The 25,166-nt window shown below is 70.6% G+C and carries 21 protein-coding genes and 1 pseudogene; 10 read left to right on the top strand and 12 right to left on the bottom strand.

What is annotated here, in order from left to right; all coding sequences use genetic code 11:
* Genes ACI7BZ_RS09215 through ACI7BZ_RS09185 form a run of 7 tightly spaced genes read right to left on the bottom strand, consistent with a single transcriptional unit; the run spans position 1 to position 7,511 of the window.
* On the bottom strand, positions 1-723 hold the full coding sequence (locus ACI7BZ_RS09215) for a nitroreductase (RefSeq protein ID WP_414116864.1): 723 nt from the start codon (positions 721-723) through the stop codon (positions 1-3).
* On the bottom strand, positions 720-1,457 hold the full coding sequence (locus ACI7BZ_RS09210; protein WP_414116863.1) for a FadR/GntR family transcriptional regulator: 738 nt from the start codon (positions 1,455-1,457) through the stop codon (positions 720-722). The genes ACI7BZ_RS09215 and ACI7BZ_RS09210 overlap by 4 nt, the downstream gene beginning before the upstream one ends.
* Positions 1,441-3,084, bottom strand: a complete 1,644-nt coding sequence (locus ACI7BZ_RS09205) for an acetate--CoA ligase (protein WP_414116862.1) — start codon at positions 3,082-3,084, stop codon at positions 1,441-1,443. The genes ACI7BZ_RS09210 and ACI7BZ_RS09205 overlap by 17 nt, the downstream gene beginning before the upstream one ends.
* A gap of 30 nt (positions 3,085-3,114) precedes the next feature.
* A complete protein-coding gene (locus ACI7BZ_RS09200) occupies positions 3,115-4,332 on the bottom strand; it encodes a CaiB/BaiF CoA transferase family protein (RefSeq protein ID WP_414116861.1) in 1,218 nt (405 codons plus the stop codon).
* Positions 4,333-4,347: 15 nt separating this feature from the next.
* Positions 4,348-5,139, bottom strand: coding sequence for an SDR family NAD(P)-dependent oxidoreductase (locus ACI7BZ_RS09195; RefSeq protein ID WP_414116860.1), 792 nt, complete (start codon positions 5,137-5,139; stop codon positions 4,348-4,350).
* The gene (locus ACI7BZ_RS09190) at positions 5,139-6,341 is read right to left on the bottom strand and encodes an acyl-CoA dehydrogenase family protein (protein WP_414116859.1); all 1,203 of its coding nucleotides are present in this window, start codon (positions 6,339-6,341) and stop codon (positions 5,139-5,141) included. Before ACI7BZ_RS09190 ends, ACI7BZ_RS09195 begins: the two co-directional genes overlap by 1 nt.
* A gap of 12 nt (positions 6,342-6,353) precedes the next feature.
* Positions 6,354-7,511: a phosphotransferase family protein gene (locus ACI7BZ_RS09185; protein ID WP_414116858.1), complete on the bottom strand. Its 1,158-nt coding sequence runs from the start codon at positions 7,509-7,511 to the stop codon at positions 6,354-6,356.
* A 252-nt stretch (positions 7,512-7,763) separates the two neighbouring features.
* Here ACI7BZ_RS09185 and ACI7BZ_RS09180 point away from each other — a divergent pair, with 252 nt between their 5' ends.
* The 8 genes and pseudogenes from ACI7BZ_RS09180 to ACI7BZ_RS09145 all read left to right on the top strand — a co-directional run bounded on the left by ACI7BZ_RS09180 (position 7,764) and on the right by ACI7BZ_RS09145 (position 15,999).
* Complete coding sequence (locus ACI7BZ_RS09180) at positions 7,764-9,080, top strand: ABC transporter substrate-binding protein (RefSeq protein ID WP_414116857.1); 1,317 nt, start codon at positions 7,764-7,766, stop codon at positions 9,078-9,080.
* An 83-nt stretch (positions 9,081-9,163) separates the two neighbouring features.
* The gene (locus tag ACI7BZ_RS09175; RefSeq protein ID WP_414116856.1) at positions 9,164-9,973 is read left to right on the top strand and encodes an ABC transporter ATP-binding protein; all 810 of its coding nucleotides are present in this window, start codon (positions 9,164-9,166) and stop codon (positions 9,971-9,973) included.
* Between the two features lie 29 nt (positions 9,974-10,002).
* Positions 10,003-11,007 (top strand): annotated as a pseudogene (locus tag ACI7BZ_RS09170) (AMP-binding protein); the annotation flags it as partial.
* Positions 11,008-11,532: 525 nt separating this feature from the next.
* A complete protein-coding gene (locus ACI7BZ_RS09165) occupies positions 11,533-12,306 on the top strand; it encodes an ABC transporter ATP-binding protein (RefSeq protein WP_414119125.1) in 774 nt (257 codons plus the stop codon).
* Positions 12,307-12,316: 10 nt separating this feature from the next.
* Positions 12,317-13,207, top strand: coding sequence for a branched-chain amino acid ABC transporter permease (locus tag ACI7BZ_RS09160; protein ID WP_414116855.1), 891 nt, complete (start codon positions 12,317-12,319; stop codon positions 13,205-13,207).
* Between the two features lie 4 nt (positions 13,208-13,211).
* Positions 13,212-14,276 (top strand): branched-chain amino acid ABC transporter permease, encoded by a 1,065-nt coding sequence (locus ACI7BZ_RS09155; protein WP_414116854.1) that lies wholly within the window; start codon positions 13,212-13,214, stop codon positions 14,274-14,276.
* Positions 14,277-14,332: 56 nt separating this feature from the next.
* Positions 14,333-15,106 (top strand): enoyl-CoA hydratase-related protein, encoded by a 774-nt coding sequence (locus tag ACI7BZ_RS09150; protein ID WP_414116852.1) that lies wholly within the window; start codon positions 14,333-14,335, stop codon positions 15,104-15,106.
* Positions 15,107-15,183: 77 nt separating this feature from the next.
* The gene (locus ACI7BZ_RS09145) at positions 15,184-15,999 is read left to right on the top strand and encodes a WYL domain-containing protein (RefSeq protein ID WP_414116851.1); all 816 of its coding nucleotides are present in this window, start codon (positions 15,184-15,186) and stop codon (positions 15,997-15,999) included.
* A 213-nt stretch (positions 16,000-16,212) separates the two neighbouring features.
* Here ACI7BZ_RS09145 and kce read toward each other — a convergent pair whose 3' ends face one another.
* From kce to ACI7BZ_RS09120, 5 genes are all read right to left on the bottom strand, one after another.
* On the bottom strand, positions 16,213-17,166 hold the full coding sequence (gene kce, locus ACI7BZ_RS09140) for a 3,5-dioxohexanoate:acetyl-CoA acetone transferase (protein WP_414116850.1): 954 nt from the start codon (positions 17,164-17,166) through the stop codon (positions 16,213-16,215).
* A 46-nt stretch (positions 17,167-17,212) separates the two neighbouring features.
* Entirely contained in the window at positions 17,213-18,160 is a 948-nt protein-coding gene (locus ACI7BZ_RS09135) for a 3-hydroxyacyl-CoA dehydrogenase (protein WP_414116849.1), read from the bottom strand.
* A 199-nt stretch (positions 18,161-18,359) separates the two neighbouring features.
* Positions 18,360-20,885, bottom strand: coding sequence for a branched-chain amino acid ABC transporter ATP-binding protein/permease (locus ACI7BZ_RS09130; RefSeq protein ID WP_414116848.1), 2,526 nt, complete (start codon positions 20,883-20,885; stop codon positions 18,360-18,362).
* A gap of 76 nt (positions 20,886-20,961) precedes the next feature.
* Complete coding sequence (locus tag ACI7BZ_RS09125; protein WP_414116847.1) at positions 20,962-21,843, bottom strand: branched-chain amino acid ABC transporter permease; 882 nt, start codon at positions 21,841-21,843, stop codon at positions 20,962-20,964.
* A gap of 274 nt (positions 21,844-22,117) precedes the next feature.
* Entirely contained in the window at positions 22,118-23,398 is a 1,281-nt protein-coding gene (locus ACI7BZ_RS09120) for an ABC transporter substrate-binding protein (protein WP_414116846.1), read from the bottom strand.
* Positions 23,399-23,527: 129 nt separating this feature from the next.
* On the opposite strand from ACI7BZ_RS09120, the gene ACI7BZ_RS09115 reads away from it, so the two are divergent.
* Positions 23,528-24,277, top strand: a complete 750-nt coding sequence (locus ACI7BZ_RS09115) for a GntR family transcriptional regulator (RefSeq protein WP_414116845.1) — start codon at positions 23,528-23,530, stop codon at positions 24,275-24,277.
* A gap of 45 nt (positions 24,278-24,322) precedes the next feature.
* On the top strand, positions 24,323-25,099 hold the full coding sequence (locus tag ACI7BZ_RS09110; protein ID WP_414116844.1) for an SDR family oxidoreductase: 777 nt from the start codon (positions 24,323-24,325) through the stop codon (positions 25,097-25,099).
* Positions 25,100-25,166 lie beyond the last annotated feature (67 nt).

The raw sequence follows: 25,166 nt of genomic DNA, 5'->3' as shown, positions 1-25,166 counted from the left end.
TCAGCGCAGCCCGTCCACGAACTGGACGAAGGCATCGAGCGGCTCGCGCTCGGTCGAAAAGTTGTTCTCCGGCGCCGCCGGGTCGGCGTAGCCCAGCGCCATGCCGCACACCAGCATCCGTTCCGCCGGAATGGCGAGGCGCTCGGCGATGATGTGGCCATAGCTGTTGAAGGCCGCCTGCGGGCAGGTGTCGAGGCCCAGCCCGCGCGCCGCGATCATGATGTTCTGCAGGAACATGCCGTAGTCGAGCCAGGAGCCGCGCTCCATGTCCCGGTCGATGGTGAAGAACAGGCCCACCGGCGCATCGAAGAACAGGAAGTTGCGGGCATTCTGGGCGGCGGTGCGCGCCGTGTCGCCGCGCACGATGCCGAGGGACCCGTAGAGGTCCCAGCCCACCTTGCGGCGGCGGGCGAGGTAGGGCTCGCGCCAGCGCCGGGGATAATAGGCATAGCCCTCGCTGCCGGGATCGCCGGCGAGCGCGTGCGCGTGAAGCTCCCGCCCCAGCGCCGCCAGGGGCGCCCCGCGCAGCACCAGCACCTGCCAGGGCTGGATGTTGGAGCCGCTGGGCGCGCGCGCGGCGAGGGTGAGGATGCGGGCGACGAGATCGTCCGGCACCGCCTGGGGCAGGAAGGCGCGCACCGAGCGGCGCGAGAGGATCGCCTCTTCCGCGGTGAGCGCGGGGGCACCCTCCGGCGCAGAGGGGAAGGCAGGCGTGTTCGTCATTTGCCGGGCATGTCCACGGGAGAGGTCATGTCGAGATTAGCGAGCTCGTAGCCGCGCTTGAAGTCGAGGATGTGCTTCTCCATCCACTCGCGCGCCCGCTTCTCGTCATGGTCGCGGATGCCGGCATAGATGGCCTCGTGCGCCGCCAGCAGGCGCTCGCCCGCATTCAGCCGCGACATGACCCGGTAGAAGGGGGGATAGAACAGCTCGCTCAGGGGCAGGCGGGCCATCTGGATGGCGCGGTTGCGGGTGGCCTGGGCCACCAGCTCGTGGAACTCGATGTCCAGCTCGGTCAGGCTGGTGCTGTCCTTCAGGGCCTTGCGCGTGGCCTCCAGATTGCGCTCAATGGCGCCGAAATCGCCCTCGTCGCCGCGATGGGCCGCCGCCGCCGCCGCCGCGGGCTCCAGGGCGAACATGGCCTCCCACAATTCCTCGAACGTCACCTGGTGCAGCACCATGGCCGCGGTGAGGCGGCGGGAGATATCGCCGGATTGCGGGATGGAGGCATAGAGCTTCTTGCGCCCCGCCTCGCGCCGCACGAAGCCGTTCTGCTCCAGCACCCGGATCGCCTCGCGGATGGTGGAGCGGTTGACGCCGAGCTTCTCGGCGAGGCCGGCCTCGGACGGCAGCAGGTCGCCCGGCACGATCTCGCCCGCGAGGATCTTCTCCTCGATGGTGCGGGCGACGAGGCGGAAGGCGGGCTCCGCCTGGACCGGATCAAACACGAGCGACATCGGCGGTCTTTCCCTCGGCGGCGCGCGCCTTCTCCAGGTCGCGCAGCACCCTGCGCTGGATCTTTCCGGTCATGGTCTTCGGCAGTTCGTCCAGGAAGGCCACCGCCCGGGGATATTTGTAGGGTGCCGTCGTGGCCTTCACATGGTCCTGGAGGGCGGCCTTGAGGGCGTCGTCGCCGCGCACCCCCGCCCGCAGCACCACGAACGCCTTCACGATCTCCCCGCGCTCCCCATGGGGGGCGCCCACCACGGCGCATTCCTGCACGGCGGGATGCTCCAGCAGCGCGTTCTCCACCTCCGACGGGCCGATGCGGTAGCCGGCGGAGTTGATCACGTCGTCGCGCCGCCCGCGGTGGAAGAAATAGCCGTCCTCATCCTTCATCCCGAGGTCGCCGGTGATGAACCAGCGCCCGTCCGGCCCGTCCACATAGCATTCCGCGGTGCGCTCGGCATCGTGGAGATAGCCCAGCATCATCTGCGGATTGGGGGTGAGCAGGGCGATGTCGCCTTCGGTACCCGGGGGCAGGCGGCGCCCGTCCAGGTCGATGATGTCCAGTTCCAGGCCCGGCAGGGGCCGGCCCATGGAGCCTTCGCGCGGCGGCACGCACAGGTAGTTCAGAAGCGTCATCAGGGTCTCGGTCTGCCCGTAGGCCTCCAGGATGGGCTGTCCGGTCGCCGCACGCCAGCGCGCGGCGATGGCCGGGTTGAGGGTCTCGCCCGACGACACCGTGTGCCGCAGGCGCGAGAGATCGTGCGCCTCCACCCCCGCATCCACCACGCGGAACAGCTCCGTGCCCGGCGCGCAATAGACGGTCACGCCGTATTTCTCCAAGAGGCGCAGGCGCTCCTGCGGGTCGAACGGCCCGTCGTAGAAGAAGCTGCAGGCCCCGCAGCCCCACGGCCCGAACAGAATGGAGGTGCCGGCCTTGCTCCAGCCGGTGTCGGCGGTGCACCAGATAACGTCGGAGCGCTTCAGGTCTAGCCAGTAGTGGGCGGAGCCGCGCCAGGCGTAGAGCCCGCGCGCCGCATGGAGCACACCCTTGGGCTGGCCGGTGGAGCCGCTGGTGTAATAGAGCACCGCCGGGTCGTCGGCCGCGATGCGCACCGGCGCGAAGGCCGCATCGCCGCCGGCCATGGCCGCGTCCCACGGCTCGAAGCCCCGCGCCTCGCCGATGGACAGGCGCACCGGCACCGCCTCCATCACCGCCTCGAACTTGGCGGCCTGCTCGGCCCGCGTCACGATGGCCCGGACGCCCGCATGGCGCACCCGGTAGGCCACATCCTTCGCCGTCAGCATCTCGATGCAGGGAATGGGCACGGCGCCGAGCTTCAGGCACCCCACCATGGCGATCTGCCATTCGGGGATGCGCGGCATCATCACCAGCACGCGGTCGCCCTTGCCGATCCCGCGCTGGGCCAGCGCCGAGGCAAAGCGGGCGGTGAGGCCGGCCATGTCCGAAAAGGTGAAGCGCTGTTCCGCCCCGGCGGCATTGGCCCACACCAGGGCCGGCCCGTCCGCCTCCCGCGCGAAGCGGTCCACCACGTCCGCACCGAAATTGAAGGTGTCCGGCACCTGCCACCGAAAGGCGCGCACGGTGTCGTCGTAACTGGTCATGTTGGGCGCCATCGTTTCCTCCCGGAGCCTTCGGCTCTCTTGTCAGACCACCTTCGCCTGCCGCAGCGCGGCAATCTCGTCCGCGCCATAGCCCAGCTGCTCCAGCAGCGGCGCGGTATGCTCGCCCAGCAGCGGCGGCGCGCTGCGCAGGGTGCAGGGCGTGCCGGAATATTTCACCGGAAAGCCGATCTGCGGAATGGTGCCCTCCACCGGGTGCTCCATGCTCAGCAGCATGCCGCGATGGCGCACATGGGGATCGGCGAACGCCTCCTCCATGGACAGCACCGGGCCCACCGGAATGTCGGCCGCCTCCAGCTCCGCCACCCACAGGTCGCGCGGCCGGGTGGCGAACAGATCCTCCAGCCGGCGGCGCTGGGCGGCGGCGGCCTCGCCCTGCGGCCATTGCGCATCCTTCAGCTCCGGCAGGCCCGCCGCATCGCAGAAGCGGTGCCAGAAGTGCGGCTCGATGAGGCCGAGGGCGACGTGTTTCCCGTCCGCGCAGGCATAGACATTGTAGCAGGGCGCCTGGCCGATGAACGGCCGCTCGCCGCCCCTCGGCTCGATGCCGGCGAACAGGTAGTCGGCGCCGTGCAGGGCGAGCCACGACACCGCGCCGTCGTGCATGGACACGTCCACGAACTGGCCCCGCCCGGTGGTGGCGCGGGCCAGCAGCGCGGCGAGGATGCCGGTGGAGGCCATGAGCGAGCCGCCGCCCACGTCGGCGATGGACAGGCCCGGCACGATGGGTCCCTCCCCCGCCTTGCCGAACAGTTGCAGCGCGCCGGCCTCCGCCAGGTAGTTCAGGTCGTGCCCCGGCTTGAGCCGGCTCGGCCCATCCTGCCCGTAGCCGGAGATGGCGCAATAGACGAGGCGCGGATTTTCCTGCGCCAGCCGTTCGTAGGACAGGCCGAGGCGCTCCATCACCCCCGGGCGGAAGCCCTCCAGCAGGACATCCGCCGTGCGCACCAGCCGGAGCAGGACCTCCTTGCCCTCGGGCGCCTTGAGATTGAGCGTCAGGCTCTTCTTGTTGCGGTTGAGCAGGAGGAAGGAGCCGGATTCGGCGCGATTGAGCGGCGGGAAGGTGCGGTTGTAGTCCCCGCCGTCCGGCTGCTCGATCTTGATCACCTCCGCCCCGAGGTCCGCCAGCATCAGCGAGCAGAAGGCGCCGGGCAGGAGGCGGGTGAGGTCGAGCACGGTGAGCCCGGCGAGCGCGAGGGGGGTGGCGGGCGGGGTGGCGGGGTTCTGGGCGATGGCGGTCATGGAGGGTTCCGGTCTTCAGGCGGCGGTCCAGCCGCCATCCACCGCCAGCGACGCGCCGGTGATGTAGGAGGCGGCAGGCGAGGCGAGGAACAGGCAGGCCCCCACCAGTTCGTCGGGACGGCCGAAGCGTCCCATGGGGGTGCGGGCGGTGACGCGGGCGGAGAGCTTCTGGTTGTGGCGCAGGCCCTCGGTGAGCTCGGTCTCGAAATAGCCGGGGCCGACGGCATTCACCCGCACGCCCCGCGTCGCCCATTCCAGGGCAAGCTGGCGGGTCATCAGCTCCACCCCGCCCTTGGCGGCGCAATAGGCCGTGGTCCGGGCCAGGCCCACGCGCCCGGCCACGGAGGTGATGTTGACGATGGCCCCTTCGCCCTGCGCCAGCATCACCCGCCCGGCGGCGCGGGCGGCGAGGAAGACGCCGGTGAGGTTGGTTTCCACCACGCTGCGCCATTCATCGAGGCTGGTGTCCTCGGCCGGCTTGTACCAGGGATTGATGCCGGCATTGTTCACCAGCACGTCGATGCGCCCGCGTTGCGCCACAACGGCGGAGCAGAGCGCCGCCATGTCCTCCTCGCGCGAGACGTCGGCGACGAAGCCCTGCGCCGAGCCGCCCGCGGCGGTGATGGCCGCGGCGGCCGCCTCCACCGTGGCTGCGGTGCGCCCCGTGAGGACCACCCGCGCCCCGGCGCCGGCGAAGCCTTCGCAGATGGCCCGCCCCAGGCCCCGCCCGCCGCCGGTGACGATGACGACCTTGCCCTGAAGGCCGGTGACGGGCGCGGGCGCCGGCATGGCGGCGGCAAGGCTCATCACGCCGCCCTCCCGGCGGCGGCCGCCGGCGCCGCGCCGCGCGCGAGGCGCCGGGCGATATTCCAGCGGTGCACCTCGGACGGCCCGTCATAGATGCGGAAGCCGCGCACGTCGCGGAAGATGCGCTCCACCTCCGTGTCGCCGGTCATGCCCAGCCCGCCGAGGATCTGCAGCGCGCGATCCGCCACGCGGAAGATGGCCTCGGACGCAAACACCTTCACCATGGAGCTTTCCACGCTCGCCCGCGCGCCCTGGTCCAGCAGCCATGCGGCATGGCGGATGGCGAGGCGGGTGGTGTGCAGGTCGATCTCATTGTCCGCCAGCATGAAGCCGACGCCCTCGTGGGACAGGAGGGTACCGCCGAACGCCTCCCGCCGGCCGGCATATTCGGTGGCGATGTCGTGGGCGCGGCGAGCCGCCCCCAGCCAGCGCATGCAATGGGTGAGGCGTGCCGGCACCAGCCGCACCTGGGCATGGCGGAAGCCCTCGCCCACGGTGCCCAGCACCTGCGTGGCGGGAATGCGCAGACCCTGAAGCTCCACCTCCGCATGGCCCCCGGCAAAGGAGCTGTCCAGGGTGTCGAGGGTGCGCGAGACGCGAAAGCCCGCCGCCGGCAGATCGGTGACGAACATGGTGGCCCCCACGTCCACCCCGTCGACGAAGGTGCGGGCCATGATGATGGCGAAGGCGGCACCGTGCGCACCCGTGATCAGCCATTTGCGGCCGCTGATGACGAAATCCTCGCCGTCCTTCACCGCCTCGGTCTTCAGCAGGGAGGGGTCGGCCCCGGCGCCGGGGTGCGGCTCGGTCATGCAGAAGCAGGAGCGGGTTTCGCCGGCCGCGAGGGGCCGCAGCCAGCGGGCCTTCTGGGCCTCGCTCGCCACCTGCTCCAGGAGGTGCATGTTGCCCTCGTCGGGCGCGGCGCAGTTGAGCGCCAGCGGGCCGAGCATGGAATAGCCGGCAGCTTCGAACACCACCGCCTTGCCGAGATGGGACAGGCCGAGGCCGCCCCACGCCTGCGGCACATGGGGGCTGAGCAGGCCGGCGGCGCGGGCCTCGGCCACCAGGGCGCGGCGCAAGTCGTCGGTGGGCCCGTGGGGCGTCCGGCGCGGATCGGCCTCGCGGGGCAGCACGTGTTCGCGCACGAAGGCCGCGGTGCGGGCCTCCAGCTGGACGAGGGACGGCGGAAGGGCGAAATCCATGGCGGCGCGGCCTCAGAACTTTCTGTCGTTGACGATGTCCAGGGTGAATTCGAGCAGCTCGTCGCCCAGCGTGCCGAAGGCGGCATAGCGCGGGTCGGCGGTCTCGCCCGCGCGGTGCCGGGCGTGCAGCTGGTGGAACACCACGCCGAGCTTCAGCATGGTGAGCACCCGATAGGCCTTGAGGGCGGCGAGGGAGCGGCCGGTGGCCCGGCCATAGGCCTGCGCCAGCGCCGCGCGGCCGAGGAAGCCGGGCCGGGCGGTGGGCATCTGCGCCAGCCGGTGCATGGCGGGCGGGTCGCCGGCCTCGCACCAGTAGCTGAGCAGCGTCGCCAGGTCGAACAGGGGATCGCCGCGGGTGCCCATGTCCCAGTCCACCACGGCGACGGGCGCGAGGGTTGCGGGGTCGATGAGCACGTTGTCGAGCTTGAAGTCGTTGTGCAGCAAGGTGGGCGCGGGAGCGTCTGGCACCTGCACCGCCTTCAGCCAGCGGGCGATGGCGGCGGCGGCGGGCGAGAGATTCCCCCCCGCCACGCGCTCGGCACGGGCGATCCATCCGGCGGCGGTGCGCGCGAAGAAGCCGTCCGGGCGGCCGAGATCGCCGAGGCCCACGGCGGCGGGGTCCACCGCATGGATGGCCACCAGCGTCTCCACCAGCATGGTGGAAAGCCCGGCGCCGGTCTGCGCCGTCTCCGGCAGGGGCGAAAGGCCGTCGCCGCGCACGCAGATGCCGGGCCGGAATTCCAGGATCTGGAACGGGGCGCCGGCGATGGCGGGGTCCGCGCACAGGTGCAGGCTGCGGGGCGCGAGCGGCAGGGCGCGCCACAGCCGCGACAGGATGCGGTGCTCGCGCCCCATGTCGTGGGCCCCGGGCGGCAGCGGGCCATCCGGCGGGCGGCGCAGCACCGCCCAGCGGCCGTCCAGGCGCAGCAGGAAGTTCAGGTTGGCCAGCCCGCCCGCGAACTGGCGCGGCGGCACGCCTTGGTCGAGGGCGAGGCCATGGGCCGCCAGATGGCCGGCGATGGCACCCCAGTCCAGCGGCCGGCTCGCCTCCACGCTCCGCAGGGCGACCCCGGGGGGCAGGGGCGGCGCAGCGGCAAGGACAATGCCCGGGCCCGCCGCTGTGGCATCGGCAGGCGGGCGGAGCGCAGGCGTTTTCTGGGCCTCGGTCATGGGCTGGCAGCTTGCTTTCGCATTTATTGTCGGACCATAATTGTCGGACTAAAGGCGCCGGTCAAGGGAGAAATTTTTCGGCCAACGCCCCGCATCAGGGCCGGGTTAATCTGATAAAATTTAGTAATTACAATTATTTGAGAACTGAAATGCCATTTCCGCACGGCATCTTGACGATGCACGCTTCTCGGAATTATCGTCTGATCATCAGATAAAAAGCTGGACGGTTTGATCCGGCAAAGGGAGGACGCCGTGAATCTCAAATGCCTTGGCGCGCTCGCGCTCGCCTGTGCCGTTGCTGCCCCCGTGCAGGCGCAGCCGATGGAGCAATTCGTCCCCATCGCCATCTATCGCACCGGGCCCTACGCCCCCGGCGGATCGGGCATCTATGGCGCCTATGCCGATTATCTCGCTTTGGTGAACGCCCGCGACGGCGGCGTGAACGGGGTGAAGCTGGTCTATGAGGAGTGCGAGACCGGCTACCAGCCCGACCGCATGATCGAGTGCTACGAGCGTCAGAAGAACAAGGGCCCCACGGGCGCCGCGGCCTTCACACCTTCCGGCACCGGCGGCGTCTATGCCCTCATCGACCGCATGACGGCGGACAAGATCCCCTCCGTCACCATCGGCTACGGCCGCACCGATGCATCGGACGGGCGGGTCTTCCCCTATTTCTTCCCGCTCATCTCCAATTACTGGAGCGAGAACACCGCCACCATCCGCTACATCGCCCAGCGCGAGGGCGGCATGGAGGCCCTGCGCGGCAAGAAGATCGCCAATGTGGTGATGGACTTTGCCGCCGGCCGCGAGACCCAGGCCATTCTCGACGCCCAGGCCAAGCGCTATGGCTTCGAGGTCACCACCTTCCCCATCACCCCGCCGGGGCTGGACCAGCGCGCCGTGTGGCTGCAGGTGCGCCAGTATCGCCCGGACTGGGTGCTGTTCCGCGGCTGGGGCGCCGCCACCCCCACCGGCATCAAGGAAGCCGCCCGCGCCGGCATCGCCCGCGACCGCATCATCGGCTGGTGGTGGTCCGGCTCCGAGGAGGACGTGACGCCGGCGGGCGATGCGGCCAAGGGCTTCATCACCGCCCAGTTCCACGCCACCGGGCCCAACTACCCGGTGTTCGAGGACATCAAGAAATACGTCTACGCCAAGGGCCAGGGCAATGTGGAGGAGAACCGCATCGGCTCCGTCTACTACGTCCGCGGCGTGCTGCACGGCGTCGCCGTGACCGAGGCCATGCGCACCGCCATGAAGAAGTTCGGCAACAAGCCGCTCACCGGCGACCAGGTGCGCTGGGGCCTTGAGCATCTGGTGATGACCGCCGACCGCATCAAGGAACTGGGCCTCGAAGGCCTGATGCCGGAAATCTCCGTCACCTGCGCCGACCACGAGGGCGACGGCGCCATCCGCTTCCAGCAGTGGGACGGCGGCAAGTGGGTGATGATCTCCGACTGGATCAAGTCCGACCAGTCCATGGTGCGCCCGCTGGTGGAGGCCTCGGCCGCCCAATACGCCAAGGAAAAGGGCATCTCGCCCCGCGATTGCGCCAGCGAGACCAACTGAGCGCCCGCACCCGCAGCACGTTCCGGCCCGGCGCGCGCCCGGCCGGAACCGGCTCGCCACCCCCACCGCCGCCTGGAGGGACCATGACCGACGCCGGCGCCCTGCTTTCCATCAACGCCATCGAGGTGATGTACGCGCGCCTTGCCCTGGTGCTCCGCTCGCTCACCCTCAGCGTTCCCCCCCAAGGCATCGTCGCCCTGCTGGGCGCCAACGGTGCCGGCAAGACCACCACCATGAAGGCCGTGGCCAACCTTTTGCGATCTGAGCGCGGGGAGGTGACCCGCGGTTCCATCCATTATGACGGCGCGCGCATCGACCGGCTGGACGCCTGCGACCTCGCCGCCCGGGGCCTGTCGCTGGTGATGGAGGGGCGCCACTGCTTCAACGCCCTCACGGTGGAAGACAATCTCAAGGTGGGCGCGTTCTCGCGCCGCGACGGCGCCGCCGCCGTGGCCGCGAGCCTGGAGCTGGTCTACCGCTATTTCCCCCGCCTGCGGGAGCGGCGGCTGTCGGCCGCCGGCCTGCTCTCGGGCGGCGAGCAGCAGATGTGCGCCATCGGCCGCGCCCTCATGGCGCGCCCGCGCATGATCCTGCTGGACGAGCCGTCCATGGGCCTTGCGCCGCTGCTGGTGGAGGAGATCTTCACCATCATCCGCACCCTCAACCGGGAGGAGGGCGTCACCTTCCTCCTCGCCGAGCAGAATGCCAGCGTCGCCCTGCGCTATGCCACCTACGGCTATCTCATCGAAACCGGACGCGTGGTGCGCGAGGGCGCAGCGGCCGATCTGATGGCCGATCCCGAAATCCGCACCTCCTACCTCGGCCTCGATGCCTCCGCCCGGCGCGACGAGGCCGGGCCGGGTCCGCGCCGGCGCGCCCGGTGGCTGTCGTGACACGGCTTGCGCAAGGAACCCCCGTCCCCATGACCCGAGCCCTTGACCACGGCGCCCTTCTGTCGTCCGCCCCGGCGGAGAACCTGCCCCTGGCGCTGATCGCCGCCGCCCGCAGCCATGGCGTGCGCCCGGCCCTGCGCCACAAGCGCGCCGGCATCTGGCACACCTTTTCCTTCGCCGATCATCTCGCCCAGGCAGCCGGCATGGCCCGTCTGCTGGAGGGGGCCGGGCTGGGCGCGGGCGGGGTCCTCGTCACCGTGGGCGAGAACCGGCCGGAACTCTATGCCGCGCATCTGGCCGCCCAGGCGCTCGGCGCCGCCGCGCTGCCGCTGGGGCCGGAATTCCTGCGCCGGTTCGGCGCCCCCGCCGCGCCTGCCGCCATCGTGCTGTGCGTCGACGAGGCCGCAGCCGGGGCCTGGCAGGCCGCCGCGGGAGAGATGGCCGGCCCCGTGCTGCGCCTCGACCAGATCGCCCCGCCCGCCGGCGCCGGGCACGAGGAGGGGCTCGCCTGGTTCGCCTATCGTGCCGCCGGCGTGGCCGCGGACCAGACCGCCCTGCTGCTGCACACGGACGGGCAGGACGGTCCGCCGCGGATGATGCCCCTCACCCACGCCCGGCTGCTGGAGGCGGGACACGGCGTGGTTGCCGCCCTCGGCCTCGGGCCGGACGACAGCGCCATGGCCTTCCTGCCCATGTCGAGCATCGGCGATGCGGCGGTCTCGCTGGTCCAGGGCCTCCTTGCCGGCCTCTGCGTCCATTGCGTGGAGGGGCCGGCGAGTTTCCCCGTCGATCTGCGGGAGGTGGCGCCCACCTATCTGCCGGCCCCCTCGCGGGCGTTCGAGCTGCTGGAGCGGGAGACGCAGCGCCGCCTGTCCGCGGGCGGGGTGGTGGTGCGGGCGCTCGCCCGGGCGGCGGGCAAAAGCGGGCCGGCGTCGCGCCTCCTGTTCAGCGCGCCCCTGCTCAACACCATCGGCCTGCGGCGCTGCCGCATCGCCATCGCCACCGGCGCGCCGCTGGAAGCCGGCGCCCGCGCCCGGCTGCGCGGCTGGGGCGTGCCACTGGACGGCGAACGGGTGTTCAGCGAGGCCGGGGCTCTGGTTGCGCGGGCGGACGGCCCGGGGGAAGGGGGGCTGTGCGCGCAGGTGGAAGCCCTGCTGCGCGGCCAGCCGGAGATCGAGCGGGCACGGGTGATCCCGCAGGGCGATGGCCTCCTCGCCCGCCTCGCCCTCGACGACGGCGCCATCAACGCCTTCATCGAGGCCCAGGGCACCCCGGCCGACACCGGCAGGTCCGAAAGCGTGGCGGTTCGCGACCTCCTCGCCCGGCGGGTGGCGCAGGTCAACGCGGCGCTGGAGCGCCAGCCGGGGGCGGCCGGGCCGGCGCAGCTGCGCATCACCGCCTTCGAGCTGGCACCCGACGGCTTCCCGCCGGCCGAGCTGACCCTGGAAGGCGACGTGCGGCGCCTGCCGCCGGGCGCCGGCACCGCCGGGCGCGCGCTCCCCGCTGCCGGTCGGCCGGCGGAAGCGGTGGCTGGGCGGCGGGTCATCGGCGCGCCGCTCATGGAGGTGCGCGGCGTGCATGTGGCGTTCGGCGGCATCAAGGCGCTCACCGACGTGTCGCTTCAGGTGTGCGCGGGGGAGATCTTGTCCATCATCGGCCCCAATGGCGCGGGCAAGACGTCCCTGCTCAACGTCATCAACGGGGTGTACCACCCGCGCGCCGGCACCATCGCCTTCGAGGGGCGCACCCGCGCCCGCATGCGCCCGGCCCTGGCGGCACGCTCGGGCATCGGCCGCACCTTCCAGCATGTCTCCCTGTTCAAGGGCATGAACGTGCTGGACAACGTTCTCAGCGGCCGGGCCGCGCGCTTTCGCGGCGCCCTCCTCGGCCCGGCCCTGCGCCTTCCGGCGGCAACGGCGCAGGAGGTCCGGGAGCGGGAGGCGGCCGAGCGGGTGCTCGCCTTCCTGGAGCTGGAGCACCTGCGCAGGGTGCCCGTCTCCACCCTGCCCTACGGCATCCAGAAACGCGTGGAGCTGGCCCGGGCGCTGGCCACCGAGCCCCGCCTGCTGCTGCTCGACGAGCCCATGGCCGGCATGACCCACGAGGAGAAGCGCGAGATGTGCGCATTCATACGGGCGGTGAACGAAAGTTTCGGCACCACCATCGTCATCATCGAGCACGACATCGGCGTGGTCATGGGCCTGTCCGACCGGGTGGTGGTACTCAATTACGGACGCAAGATCGCCGACGGCACGCCTGCGCAGGTGCGGGCCGATCCCGATGTCATCGCCGCCTATCTCGGCTCTGCCGCGGTGGGCGAGCAGGCCGCGTGAGGAGCCAGCCGTGAACGCATTCGCATTCTTTCTGGAAGTGGTGGTGGGCGGGCTGCTGTCCGGCGTCATGTACACGCTGGTCGCCCTCGGCTTCGTCTTGATATTCAAGGCCTCCGGCGTGTTCAACTTCGCGCAGGGGGCGATGGTGCTGTTCGCCGCCCTCACCTTCGTCGGCTTCACCGAGATGGGGCTTCCCGCCTGGGCCGCCTTCCTCGTCACCCTCGCCGCCATGATGGCGCTGGCGGTGGCCATCGAACGGGCGGTGCTGCGCCCGCTCCTCGGGCAGGACCACATGATCCTGTTCATGGCCACCATCGGCCTGTCCATCTTCATCGAGGGCCTCGCCCAGCTTCTGTGGGGCACGCGGGTGCGCGGGCTGGACCTCGGCATTCCCGACGAGCCCATCGCGTTCGGCAGCGTGCTGGTGTCGCAGTTCGACCTGTCCACGGCGGCGATGGCGGGGGTGCTGGTGGCGGCCCTGTCCGCCTTCTTCTCCTTCACCCCGGTGGGCCGGGCGCTGCGGGCGGTGGCCGACGACACCCAGGCGGCGCAGGTGGCGGGGGTTCCCCTCGGCTTCATCTGGGCGGTGGTGTGGGGGGCGGCGGGGTTCATCGCTTTGGTGGCCGGGCTGGTCTGGGGGGCGCGGCTCGGGGTGCAGTTCGCGCTCACCCTGGTGGCGCTGAAGGCGCTGCCGGTGATGATCCTCGGCGGCTTCAATTCCATTGCCGGCGCCATCGTCGCCGGCCTGGTCATCGGCGTGAGCGAGAAGCTCGCGGAAATCTACATCGGACCGCTGGTGGGCGGGGGCATCGAGAACTGGTTCCCCTACGCCCTGGCCATTGCGGTGCTTCTGGTGCGGCCGTCGGGCCTGTTCGGCGCCGGCCGCGTTGCGAGGGTGTGACGCCATGTTCTATCGCGACGCCGGGGAGCTGAAGACCTCCCATGCCCAGGACCAGGCCATCTTCCCGGTGGCCCTCGACCGCCGCGCCGTGGCGCTGCTGCTGCTCTGCGGGGCGGTGGTGGTGCCGGCGGCGGCGGGGCCCTACTGGCTGGGGTCCATCCTGCTGCCCTTCCTCATCCTTTCTCTGGCGGCCATCGGCCTCAACATCCTCACCGGCTATGCCGGGCAATTGTCGCTGGGCTCGGGGGCGTTCATGGCGGTGGGGGCCTATGCCGCGGCCAATCTCGTCATCCGCCTGCCAGAGCTTGCGTTCCCGGTCTCGCTGGCGCTGGCGGGGGCGATCGCCGGGCTGGTGGCCCTGGCCTTCGGCCTGCTCAGCCTGCGCATCCGGGGCTTCTACGTGGCGGTGGCCACCCTGGCCGCCCAGTTCTTCATCGAATGGGTGTGCACCCATGTGCCCTGGCTGGTGCTGAACACCCCTTCGGGCGTCGTCTCCACCCCGGCTTTGTCGCTCTTCGGCCTGCGGGTGGATTCCATCACCGCGCGCTATCTCGTGGCGTTCGTGGTGGTGGTGGGGCTGGCCTTCCTCGCCAAGAACCTGGTGCGCTCCCATGTGGGCCGGGCCTGGATGGCGGTGCGCGACCACGAGACCGCGGCCGAGCTGACCGGGGTGGATACCGTGCGTGCCAAGCTCTCGGCCTTTGCGGTGAGCGGCTTCTACTGCGGCGTCGCCGGCGCGCTCTGGGGCTTCCTCTATCTGGGCAATGTGGAGATCGAGGCGTTCTCGCTGCACCGCTCGTTCCAGATCCTGTTCATGGTCATCATCGGCGGGCTCGGCTCCATTCTCGGCTCGTTCCTCGGGGCCGGCTTCATCGTGCTCCTGCCGGTGGCCATCGCCAATCTGGCGGTGCTGCTCGGCGCCGCCATCAAGCCCGACGTGCTGGCCAATCTGGAGCTGATGATCTTCGGCGCCCTCATCGTCGGCTTCCTCATCGTCGAGCCGCGCGGCCTTGCCCGGCTTGCCGCCAATGCCCGGGAACGGGCGCGGCGCTGGCCCCTGCCCTACTGAACCGCGCCCTGCCCAACCTGCCCTGCCCAACCCTGCCGCCGAGCGGAGCCCCACCCATGCCCCCCTGCCACATCCGCATCGAGACCCGCGGCCGCATCGGCTGGATCACCCTCAACCGGCCCGAGGCCCTCAATGCGCTGAACACCGCCATGATGGGCGAGGTCTGCGCCGCGCTCGACGGCTTCGCGGCGGCGCGGGAGGTGGCCTGCGTGGTGATCACCGGCTCCGAGCGCGCCTTCGCGGCGGGGGCGGACATCAAGGAGGCCATGGACCGCACCTTCCCGGGCACCTTCATGGAGGATTTCCTGGGCTTCTGGGAGCGCGTGGCCGGCTTCCGCAAGCCACTGGTGGCCGCCGTCAGCGGCTATGCCCTGGGCGGGGGCTGCGAGCTGGCGCTCATGTGCGACATCCTCATCGCCTCCGAAACCGCGCGCTTCGGCCTGCCGGAAGGCAAGATCGGGGTGATGCCCGGCGCCGGCGGCACCCAGCGGCTCGCCCGCTGGGTGGGCAAGGCCAAGGCCATGGACCTGTGCCTGACCGGCCGCATGATGGATGCCGCCGAGGCCGAGCGCGCCGGCCTCGTCTCCCGCCTGGTGGCGCCGGCGGACCTTCTGCCCGTGGCGCAGGAGGCGGCCGAGGCCGTGGCGGAAAAATCCCAGGTGGCCATGATGATGACCAAGGAGAGCGTGAACCGCGCGTTCGAGACCTCCCTCGCCGAGGGCCTGCGCTTCGAGCGCCGCGTGTTCCAGGCGCTGTTCGCCACCCGCGACCAGAAGGAGGGCATGGCCGCCTTCGCCGCCAGGCGCCCGCCCATCTTCGAGGATCGCTGAGCCGGGCCCCTCTGGATCGGCCACCGTCCGCCGGCTATCAATAGGCCAGCCTGGACCTGCCCCGAGAGAGCCGCACGATGAACGCCATCACGTCGCTCAGGACGTTCCTCACCGAGCGCGTGGAGCTGTTCGGCGCGCCCGCTTACGCGGATGCCGCCCGCCTCGCCTTGCCCGCCGACGACCCCCACGACGCCCTGGCCGCCGGCCATGGGGCGGACCACGACCCGGCGGACGGGCAATCCTTCGCCATCGACTATGTGGATCATGCGGGAAACGAGAGCCATCGCCGCATCTCGGTGTGGGCGGTGCAGCGCAATGTGGAGGGGGTGCCGATCCTGATCGCCCGCTGCCACGAGCGACAGGCCACCCGCGCCTTCCGGGTGGACCGCATCACCGCCGTCACCGATTTCGACGGCGGGCGGCGCGAGCCCCTGTCCCGCTTCTTCTTCGAGACCTTCGGCTTCGTCTGGCCCGCCGACGCCATCATCCTGCCGGCGGCCGAGCCGGCGGACGTGCGCTGGGACCGCATCCGCACCGTGCTGCGCCGGGCCGGGGTGGCGCTGCTGGCCGCCCTTGCCCTCGCCGACCGGGAAATGGGCGCTGCCGAGGTGGAGGAGATCGTATTCTATTGCGAGCGCGCCTGCGCGCAGGAGGGCATCGACCTCACCGGCGCCGAGCGCGAGCGCCTCGCCGCCCAGGTGGGCCGGCTGCGGCCCACCGCCCAGAGCGTGGATGCGGCCCTCGACACCCTGATGGAGAACGGGCGCGATGCCATCTCCGGCCTGCTGCGGGCCGGCCTGCGCGTCATCCGCGCGGACGGCACCCTGCACGAGGAGGAGGCGGAGCTGCTCGACACCTATTGCTTCGCCCTCACCGGGCGGCACGTGCGCTGAGGACTTCGCGCACGTGCCGGTCAGATAGGGCCTGATCCGGCGCCTGAGCGGCACCAATCCCCCACCGCCGTCATGCTCCGGCTTGACCGGAGCATCCATCCCGCCACCCGGTGCGGCGCCAGGACGGGCCATGGGCCCTCCGGTCAGGCCGGAGGGCGACAGCGGGAGGAGAGGACGGCGGGAGGGGGGCGGGAGGGCAGGAGCGGCCAGACCTCAGATGTTGGTCTTGTCCGCGCCCTTCAGTTCCAGGATCTGCCGCGCCTCGTCGGGCGACGCCACGTCCAGGCCCAGCCCCTCGATGATCTTCACCGCCAGCTTCACCTGATCGGCGTTGGAAGTGGCCAGCTTGCCGCGCCCGGCCCAGAGCGAATCCTCCAGCCCCACCCGGATGTTGCCGCCCATGGATGCGGCCATGGCGGCAATGGGCAGCTGGTTGCGCCCTGCCCCCAGCACCGACCAGCGGTACTTGTCGCCGAACAGGCGGTCGCAGGTGCGCTTCATGTGCATCACGTCCTCGGGATGGGGGCCGATGCCGCCCAGAAGCCCGAACACCGACTGCACGAACAAGGGCGGCTTCACCAGTCCGCGATCCAGGAAGTGCGCGAGATTGTAGAGGTGGCCGATGTCGTAGCACTCGAACTCGAACCGCGTACCGTTGTCGTAGCAGGTCTGAAGGATATACTCGATATCCTTGAAGGTGTTGCGGAAGACGAGATCGCGCGTGTTCTCCAGATGCGCCTTCTCCCAGGGGTGCTTGAACTCCTTGTACTTGTCCAGAAGGTGGAACAGGCCGAAGTTCATGGACCCCATGTTGAGGGAGGCCACTTCCGGCTTGAAGGTGGCGGCGGGCAGCACCCGCTCTTCCACCTTCATGTAGGGGCTGCCGCCCGAGGTGATGTTGATGACCGCGCCGGTGGCCTGCTTGATGCGCGGCAGGAAGCGGGCGAAGCCTTCCGGCGTCTGGTCCGGCTGTCCGGTTTCCGGGTCGCGGGCATGCAGGTGCAGGATGGCCGCGCCGGCCTCCGCCGCCGCCAGCGCGTCGGCGACGATCTCGTCGGGCGTGATGGGCAGATGGGGCGACATGGTGGGGGTGTGGATCGCCCCGGTGATGGCGCAGGTGATCACCACCTTGCGCGACGTTCTGGGGGCGGATGCTGCTTCGGCCATGCGTGTCGTGCCTCTGTGAACCATTGGGAATGAAACGGGCCGGCGCTCAGGCGCCGATATCCTTGGCGGCCTTGCGCTTGTGGGCGGCCAGCGCCATCAGCCGGCGGTCGCGCCACACCTGCCGCTCGGCCAACGCCTCCTGCGGCAGCCGGGCGCGGCGTTCCGCCAGCACGGTTTCCAGCACCGGGCCGGCCCAGTCCACGCGGCGCCACTGGTCGGGCGAGATGCGCTCGTAGATCTGCTGGTAGCGCGTCACATAATCGGCGACGCCGCCCGGCGCGTTGAGGTCGATGGTCTCGAACGGCCCCATGAAGGACCAGCGCAGGGCAAGCCCCTCGCGGATGCCCACGTCCACGTCCTCGACGCTGGCATAGCCGTCGGCCACCAGGCGGAAGGCCTCCTCCAGCAGCGCGCCCTGCATGCGGTTCATGACGAAGCCGTCCAGCTCGCGCTTCATCACGATGGGGGACTGGCCGGCGGCGCGCATCAGCTCGGCCGACCGCGCCATGGTCTCGCCCGAGGTCCAGGGGGCCGGCACCACCTCCACCGCGGGGATGAGATAGGGCGGGTTGATGGGGTGGCACACGCACACCCGCTCGCGATGCTTCAGGTGCGCCGAGAACAGGGACGGCAGGATGGCCGAGGTGGAGGAGGCCAGCACCGTGTCCGGCGCGGCGAGGGCGTCCAGCTCGCTGTAGAGGGACGTCTTGATGGCGAGGTCTTCCGGCGCATTCTCCTGCGCATGGGCGGCCCCCTCCAGCGCCTCGGCATAGGAGGCGGCCGCGCTGAGGCGGGCACGCACGGCCTGCGGGGAGGCCCCGTTCAGGAGGTCGTTGGCGGCGAGGTCCGGCAATACGCCCTCGATATAGGCCAGCGCCGCCGCGGGGGCGCCGTCGGCCTGGTCCGCCAGCGCCACGTCGAAGCCGGCGCGGGCGAAGGTGATGGCCCAGGCGCGGCCGATGAAGCCGGAGCCGATGATGGCAATCTTGGTCATGGGAATAGCCTCTTGGACAATGGATCAATGCCGGATGGGCCGGCTCCCCGCCGGACCATGGGTGCTCCGGTCGAGCCGGAGCACGACGGCAATGAGGAGGAGCCGTCGCCCTCCGGCTCGACCGGAGGGCCCATCCCTCCGCCGTGCGATCGCTTCCGAACCGGCGCGGCGAGCACCGGTGAGGCGCGCACGCGACCCCTCACAGCCACAGCACCTTGCGCCGCAGGTCGAGATCGCGCGCGAGCGGACGGGCGGGGCCCTCGTGCATCACCTGCCCGCGCTCCAGCACCACGGCCCGGTCGGCGAGGTTGAGCACCACGTCCAGGTGATGGTCCACGATGACGAGGGTGAGGCGCGCGCGCAGCCGGTCGAAGGCGTCGAACAGCTCTTCCGTCACCGCCGGGGACAGGCCCTCGAACGGCTCGTCCAGCAGCAGCACGCGGGTGTCGCCCATCAGCGCGCGGGCCACCGCCACCATCTGCTGCTCGCCGCCGGAGAGCAGGTCGGCGGCGGTGTCGCGCCGCTCCTTGAGGCGGGGGAAGAGGTCGAACACCTCCTCCTCGCTGAAGTGCTGGCCGGCGCCGGTGATGCGCTTGAGCCGCCCCAGCTCCAGATTGTGCCGCACGCTCATGCCGTGGAACAGGGCGCGCCCCTGCGGCACGTAGCCGACGCCGCGCCGGGCGATGGCGGCGGACGACAGGCCCGCCAGTTCGTCCCCCGCCAGAGTGATGGAGCCCGCCGCCGGCCGCACGATGCCGGTGATGGTCTTCAGCAACGTGGACTTGCCCGCCCCGTTGCGGCCCAGCAGGGCGAGGATCTCCCCCTCCCGCGCCTCCAGCGACACCTGCGTCAGGATGCGGCTCTTGCCGTAGAAGGCATCCACCCTGGCGAGGGTGAGCATGGGCGTGTCGGTGGCCGCGGAGGCAAGGTCGCGCGCCGCCAGCGCCGCGGCGCCGGAGCCGATATAGACCTCCTGCACCTGCCGGTTGGAGCGCGCATCCTCCACCGTGCCGTCCACCAGCACGGCGCCGTCGGCCATCACCGTCACCGCGTCGGCCAGTTCGAACACCCGGTCGATGTCGTGCTCCACCAGCAGGACCGGCACCTGCGCGGAAATCTGCTTGATGAGGTTGGACACGCGGGTGCGCTCGGCCGCCGCGAGCCCGGCCAGCGGCTCGTCCAGCAGCAGCACGCGGGGGCGGGAGGTCAGCGCAAGGCCCATGTCCAGCAGGCGCTGCCCGCCATAGGACAGGGCGCCGGCCTCCGCCCGCTCCATGCCGCTGACGCCGAGAAAGGCGATCATCTCGCGGGTCTCGGCGGCAATCTCGGGAATGGAGGCGGCATCGGTCCAGGGGTCGAAGCGGCGGGCGTGGGTGGCCTGCACGCCGAGCCGCAGGTTCTCCTCCACCGACAGGGTGGGGAACAGGTTGGTGATCTGGAACGAGCGCGACAGCCCCTTCATGCACACCGCCTCGGGAGGAAGCCCGTCGATGCGCTCGCCGGCCAGGCGGATCTCGCCGGCCTGCGGGGCGAACATGCCGGAGATGAGGTTGAAGGCGGTGGTCTTGCCTGCGCCGTTGGGGCCGATGAGGGCGTGCAGCGTGCGGTCCTTCACCGCCACCGCCCCGGCGCGCACCGCCTTGATGCCGCCGAAGCTGCGCACCAGGCCCTTCGCCTCCAGGATGGGCTCCGGCCGGTCCCAGCGCACCCGGGCGGTGAGGCCCGCCGGCAGCGCCCGGGCCTGCGCCCCGGCGCGCCCGCCCATGGCGGCGTCCTCCACCACCTTCCGGCGCAGCGGCGCCAGGAGCCGGCCGGCGACGCCGACGAGGCCGGTGGGCGAGAACACGATGAAGGCCATGAACAGCAGGCCGAAGTAGAACAGCCAGTTGGGCGTCCACATGGACAGGAATTCGCGGAACAGCACGAAGAACAGCGCGCCCAGCGCCGGGCCGAGGAAGCTGCGCATGCCGCCGATGACCACCATGGCCAGAAGCTCGCCGGAGAAGGCCACCGCGATGGGATCGGCCGAGGCGAAGCGGTGGTTGAAGGCCATGAGCGCGCCGGCCAGGGCGGTGAGGCCCGCCGAGAGGGCGAAGCAGGCGATCTTGTAGGCCCGCGTATCGTAGCCGACGAAGCGCGCGCGCTGCTCGTTCTCGCGGACGGCCACCAGCACCGAGCCCACCGGTGAGCGCACGAAGCGCTGCAGCGCGAACACCACGGCGAACATCACCACCGCCACCACGGCGTAGAATGCCGGCCCCTGCTCCAGTTCGAGGCCCAGGAAGGGCCCGCGCCGCACGCCGCCAAGGCCGTTCTCGCCGCCGGTCAGGTCGGTCCAGCGGAAGGCGATGGTGTAGAGCAAAGCGGTGAAGGCGAGGGTGAGCAGGGAGAAATAGACCCCGCGGCGGCGCAGCACCACGAAGCCGATCGGCAGCGCCGCGAGCGTCACCAGCAGCGCCGCCGGCAGCGCCAGCCCCACGCCCCAGCCGGGCAGGAACTTCTGCTGCAGCAGCGCGGCGGCATAGGCGCCGAGGCCGAACCATGCGCCGTGGCCGAAGGAGACGAGGCCGGTGTAGCCCACGAGCAGGTTCAGCGCCATGCAGGCCATGGCCAGCAGCACCACGTCGGTGGCGGAGGTCAGCGTCAGGCCGAGGGCCGAGAGCACGGAGGGCAGGAGCAGAAGGCTCGCCGCCGCGATGATGAGGTTGGCGTTGCGCGCGAGCATGGCGCCTCCTTTAGTAGCTTTCGGGGCGGTGGCGGTGGCGGGACGCGGAGGGGTGGGCGTCTGGAGCATGGCGGCCTCACTCGAACCTGAGGATGCGCTCGCCGAACAGGCCGCGCGGGCGCAGGAGCAGCACCAGGAGCATCAGGAGATACATGGAGGCTTCCGCCGCCGGCGGAATGAAATAGACGGTGAGGCCGCGCACCAGCCCCACCAGCAGCCCCGCCAGCACCACGCCCCAGAAGGAGCCGAGCCCGCCGATGACCACCACCACGAAGGCGGCGGTGAGGATTTCCGCGCCCATGGCCGGGTGCACGCCGGAAATGGGCGCGAGCATGATGCCGGCAAGGCCCGCAAGGCCGATGCCGATGGCCGCCACCGCGGTGAGGTAGGGCGTCAGCGAGATGCCGAGCGCGCCCACCATATCCGGGTTCTGCACCCCCGCCCGCACCACGCGGCCGAAGGCGGTGCGCTGGAGCAGCAGCCACAGGCCCAGCACCGCCAGCGCCGCCACCACCAGAATGGCGAGGCGATAGCGCGAATAGATGAAATCGCCGATGAACACCTGCCCGCGCAGGAATTGTGGGATGGAGAAGGGAATCGGCGTGGCGCCGAAGGCCATGCGCAGCGCCTGCTCGATCACCATGGCAAGGCCGAAGGTGAGCAGCAAGGAGAGGATGGGATCGGCCCGGTAGAAGCGCGAGAACAGCGTCCGCTCGATGACCATGCCGATGAGCGCCACCGACAGCGGCGCCGCCACGAAGGCGGCCGGGAAGCCGAAGCGGTTGCCGATCTCCACGCCGATATAGGCGCCGATGGCATAAAAGCCGCCATGGGCAAGGTTCACGATGCCGCCCAGCGAGAAGATGAGCGAGAGGCCGAGCGCAATGAGCAGGTAGGCCACGCCCACCAACAGGCCGTTCAAGAGCTGCTCGATGAGGAAGACGAGTTCAAGGGGCATCAAATCATCTCCGGCCTGAGGCAGGTCGAGGTATCGCCAGCGACGTCGAAAGCCCTCTCCCGTGTGCGGGGGAGGGTTTGGGAGGGGGTAGGTGTATGGCCTTGTGCGGCGCGTCGGCGCGTCGAACGAACCCCTCCCGCGCTGCGCGCGGCCCCCACCCCGTCCCTCCCCCGCAAGCGGGAGAGGGGGATCAGCGGCACCCTTAAGCACATCTTTCCCCTGTTGCCGGCGGTGCCGGCCCTCTCCCACAAGGGGAGAGGGGAGGAGCGCGCAATCACCCCGCAGGGAAGGTGCAGGCGTTCTCTTCCGGCGTCGGGGCGATGGCGGAGAGCGCGGTTTCCGGGCCGGGCACGGCCGGGCCGAGGATCATCAGGTCCCACTGGTCCTTCACTTCGGCGACGGGGCGCGCGGTGACCGTGTACATCTCCTGGATCAGCTGGTGGTCCCAGGAGCGGAAATAGCCCTTGCGCCCCTTCAGGATGTCCAGCTCCGGCTCCTTCTCGAAGAAGGCGATGAGGTCGGCCGCGGCGGTGCTCTTCGTCTCGGTCATGGCGCGGGCCACGCATTTGGTGGCCACATAGTCGCCCCACGCCTGGTTCTCCGGCGGCTTGCCGTATTTCTTCACGAAGGCGGCCACGAATGCCTTGGACTGGGGGGTGGGCACGTCGTGATGCCAAATCATGGGCCACAGGCCGCCGAACGTGCCCTTGCCGGCGCCCCAGGCGACCGCCGTATCGAAGCCGAAACCGCCAAAGGGATACTTGAGGCCGAACTCGGAATACTGCTTGATGAAGTTGGTGATCTGGTTTCCGGCAAGGTTGGAGATCACCACGTCCGGGCGCACCTGGCGGACCTTGAGGAGGTAGGGCGAGAAATCGGTGGCATCGGTGGGCACCAGTTCGTCGGCGATGACCTCGCCGCCATTCTGCCCGATATAGCGCTTGGCAACCCGGGAGAGATCGTGTCCGAAGGCGTAGTCCGCGGTGAGGAAGAACAGCTTCTTGCCCTTCACCAGCCCGTCGCGCACCATGGCCGCGCCCACCGCCTTCACATATTGGGTGTTGGCGCCTTCCACGTGGAACATGAAGCGGTTGCAGTCCTTGCCGCGCAGCGCGTCGGAATTGCCGCCGGTGTTCACGAACACCACCTTGTTGCGCGCCACCACCTGGGCGATGGCCAGCGCCGAGGCGGAGGAAATCTCGCCGATGATCACCGCCGCCTTGTCGCGCTCGATGTAGCGCTCCGCCTTGGAGGAGGCGGTGGCGGGGTTCACGCTGTCTTCCATCACCAGGTTGATCTTGCGGCCGTTGATGCCGCCGGCGGCGTTGAGCTCCTCCACCGCCAGCTGCACGCCCATCTGCCCGTAGGCGCCGAGCGGGCCGAGGAAGCCGGTGAGCGGGGTGAGGTGGCCGAAGGTGATGGTGTCGGCCTGGGCCTTCACGATGGCCGGCATGCCGACGCCGCCGAGGAGCGCGGCGGCGCCGACCCCCTTCAGCACGGTGCGGCGCGCCAGCGGGGCAGACGCGATGGCGTTGGGAAGCTGGGGATCTTTCATGGCGTTAGTCTCCTCCCTTTTGGTCCGGTGACGTTGCGGCGGCGGGATTTTTCCTGTCCATCCGCACCCGGTGATTGCCGATGGCCTCGGCTATCTGTTATCTGTGATCACACATAGCAGACGGAAAACATGGAACACAAGACGGCATCTGCAGATGAGACGGTCCAGCGCGAGGACGACGGCACCCCGCCCGGCCTCGACGGGCGCGTGGGCCGCATCGTCCGCCAGACGCTGGCCGACCAGGTCTATGGCGACCTGAAGGAATTGCTGCTCGCCGGCCGCGCCGCGCCGGGCGAGCGCTTCACCCTGCGCGGGCTGGCCAGCGCCATCGGCACCAGCGCCATGCCGGTGCGCGAGGCGGTGTCGCGGCTGGTGGCGGAGAACGCCCTCGAAGTGCTGCCCAACCGGGCCGTGCGCGTGCCGCTGATGCCGCGCGCCCGCTTCGAGGAACTGCGCCTCATCCGCTCCAGCCTCGAAGGGCTGGCCGCCGCCACCGCCGCCGCCGCCGCCACCGACGCGGAGCTTGCCGAGGTGGTGCGCTGCGCCGACCTGTTCGCCGCCGAGCGCGCGAAGAAGCGTCCCGACGGCGCCGCCGCCATGCGCCACAACAAGGACCTCCACTTCGCCCTCTACCGCGCCGCCCACCTGCCCACACTCATGCAGATGATCGAGGGCCTGTGGCTGCAGATCGGCCCGGTGCTGAACCTTGATTTCCGCGCCGGACCCGAGCGGGTGCGCCAGGGCGAGGCCCACATCCATCACGCCGCCCTGGTGGCGGCGCTGCTGGCCCGCGACCCGCAGGCCGCCCGCACGGCACTGGTGGCGGACATCTGGAGCGCCGGCGACTTCATTCTCTCCCGGGGCATCCTGCCGGACTGAGCGGGCGCCCCTTCCAAACCAGCAAAAAGACGACGGAGCACCGCCATGGACCTCGGCATCACCGGCCTTCGCGTGGTCATCACCGCAGGCGCGGGCGGCATCGGCCTCGAAATCGCCCGCGCCTTCCTGAACGAAGGGGCCCGCGTCGAGGTGTGCGACGTGGATGCGGCCGCCCTCGCCGACCTGCCGCAGACCGCGCCCGGCGCCGTCGGCTCCGCCTGCGACGTGTCGGACCGCGCCGCGGTCCAGCGCTTCATGGACGGCGCCCTCTCGCGCCTCGGCGGGCTCGACGTGCTGGTGAACAATGCCGGCATCGCCGGCCCCACCGGGCGGGTGGACCAGATCTCGCCCGAGGACTGGGACCGCACCCTGGCGGTGGACATCACCGGCCATTTCAACGTCACCCGCCTTGCCGTGCCGGCGCTGAAGCAGAGCGCGAACCCCTCCATCATCGGCCTGGCCTCCGCCGCCGGGCGCTTCGGCTTTCCCCTGCGTTCGCCTTATGCCGCGGCGAAGTGGGGCGTGGTGGGCTTCATCAAGTCGCTGGCCATGGAGCTGGGCGAGTTCGGCATCCGCGCCAATGCCATCCTCCCCGGCTCGGTGGACGGCCCGCGCATCCGCTCGGTGTTCGAGAGCAAGGCCCGCGAGCGCAATGTCTCCATGGAGGAGGTGCAGGCCCTGGCGCTCTCGGCCACCTCGCTGAAGCGCCTCATTCCGCCGCAGCACCTGGCCAATGTGGCGGTGTTCCTCGCCTCGCCCCTGGGCTCCACCATCTCCGGCCAGGCCATCGCCGTGGACGGCGACATGCAGATGCTGGTGTAGGGCCGGCGCAAAATTTAGATCGGTCTAAAAGATCGTTGACCGATCCCGTGCGCATCCCTTAGACAAG

The organism is Xanthobacter sp. AM11, from assembly GCF_047444035.1.
Classification (GTDB): Bacteria; Pseudomonadota; Alphaproteobacteria; order Rhizobiales; family Xanthobacteraceae; genus Xanthobacter.
This window is presented reverse-complemented; position numbering and strand designations above follow the sequence as displayed.

Coding starts and splice junctions, on each gene's coding strand:
- ACI7BZ_RS09215 (WP_414116864.1), bottom strand. CDS start 723: ATGACGAACACGCCTGCCTTCCCCTCTGCGCCGGAGGGTGCCCCCGCG.
- ACI7BZ_RS09210 (WP_414116863.1), bottom strand. CDS start 1,457: ATGTCGCTCGTGTTTGATCCGGTCCAGGCGGAGCCCGCCTTCCGCCTC.
- ACI7BZ_RS09205 (WP_414116862.1), bottom strand. CDS start 3,084: ATGGCGCCCAACATGACCAGTTACGACGACACCGTGCGCGCCTTTCGG.
- ACI7BZ_RS09200 (WP_414116861.1), bottom strand. CDS start 4,332: ATGACCGCCATCGCCCAGAACCCCGCCACCCCGCCCGCCACCCCCCTC.
- ACI7BZ_RS09195 (WP_414116860.1), bottom strand. CDS start 5,139: ATGAGCCTTGCCGCCGCCATGCCGGCGCCCGCGCCCGTCACCGGCCTT.
- ACI7BZ_RS09190 (WP_414116859.1), bottom strand. CDS start 6,341: ATGGATTTCGCCCTTCCGCCGTCCCTCGTCCAGCTGGAGGCCCGCACC.
- ACI7BZ_RS09185 (WP_414116858.1), bottom strand. CDS start 7,511: ATGACCGAGGCCCAGAAAACGCCTGCGCTCCGCCCGCCTGCCGATGCC.
- ACI7BZ_RS09175 (WP_414116856.1), top strand. CDS start 9,164: ATGACCGACGCCGGCGCCCTGCTTTCCATCAACGCCATCGAGGTGATG.
- ACI7BZ_RS09165 (WP_414119125.1), top strand. CDS start 11,533: ATGGAGGTGCGCGGCGTGCATGTGGCGTTCGGCGGCATCAAGGCGCTC.
- ACI7BZ_RS09155 (WP_414116854.1), top strand. CDS start 13,212: ATGTTCTATCGCGACGCCGGGGAGCTGAAGACCTCCCATGCCCAGGAC.
- ACI7BZ_RS09150 (WP_414116852.1), top strand. CDS start 14,333: ATGCCCCCCTGCCACATCCGCATCGAGACCCGCGGCCGCATCGGCTGG.
- ACI7BZ_RS09145 (WP_414116851.1), top strand. CDS start 15,184: ATGAACGCCATCACGTCGCTCAGGACGTTCCTCACCGAGCGCGTGGAG.
- kce (WP_414116850.1), bottom strand. CDS start 17,166: ATGGCCGAAGCAGCATCCGCCCCCAGAACGTCGCGCAAGGTGGTGATC.
- ACI7BZ_RS09135 (WP_414116849.1), bottom strand. CDS start 18,160: ATGACCAAGATTGCCATCATCGGCTCCGGCTTCATCGGCCGCGCCTGG.
- ACI7BZ_RS09130 (WP_414116848.1), bottom strand. CDS start 20,885: ATGCTCGCGCGCAACGCCAACCTCATCATCGCGGCGGCGAGCCTTCTG.
- ACI7BZ_RS09125 (WP_414116847.1), bottom strand. CDS start 21,843: ATGCCCCTTGAACTCGTCTTCCTCATCGAGCAGCTCTTGAACGGCCTG.
- ACI7BZ_RS09120 (WP_414116846.1), bottom strand. CDS start 23,398: ATGAAAGATCCCCAGCTTCCCAACGCCATCGCGTCTGCCCCGCTGGCG.
- ACI7BZ_RS09115 (WP_414116845.1), top strand. CDS start 23,528: ATGGAACACAAGACGGCATCTGCAGATGAGACGGTCCAGCGCGAGGAC.
- ACI7BZ_RS09110 (WP_414116844.1), top strand. CDS start 24,323: ATGGACCTCGGCATCACCGGCCTTCGCGTGGTCATCACCGCAGGCGCG.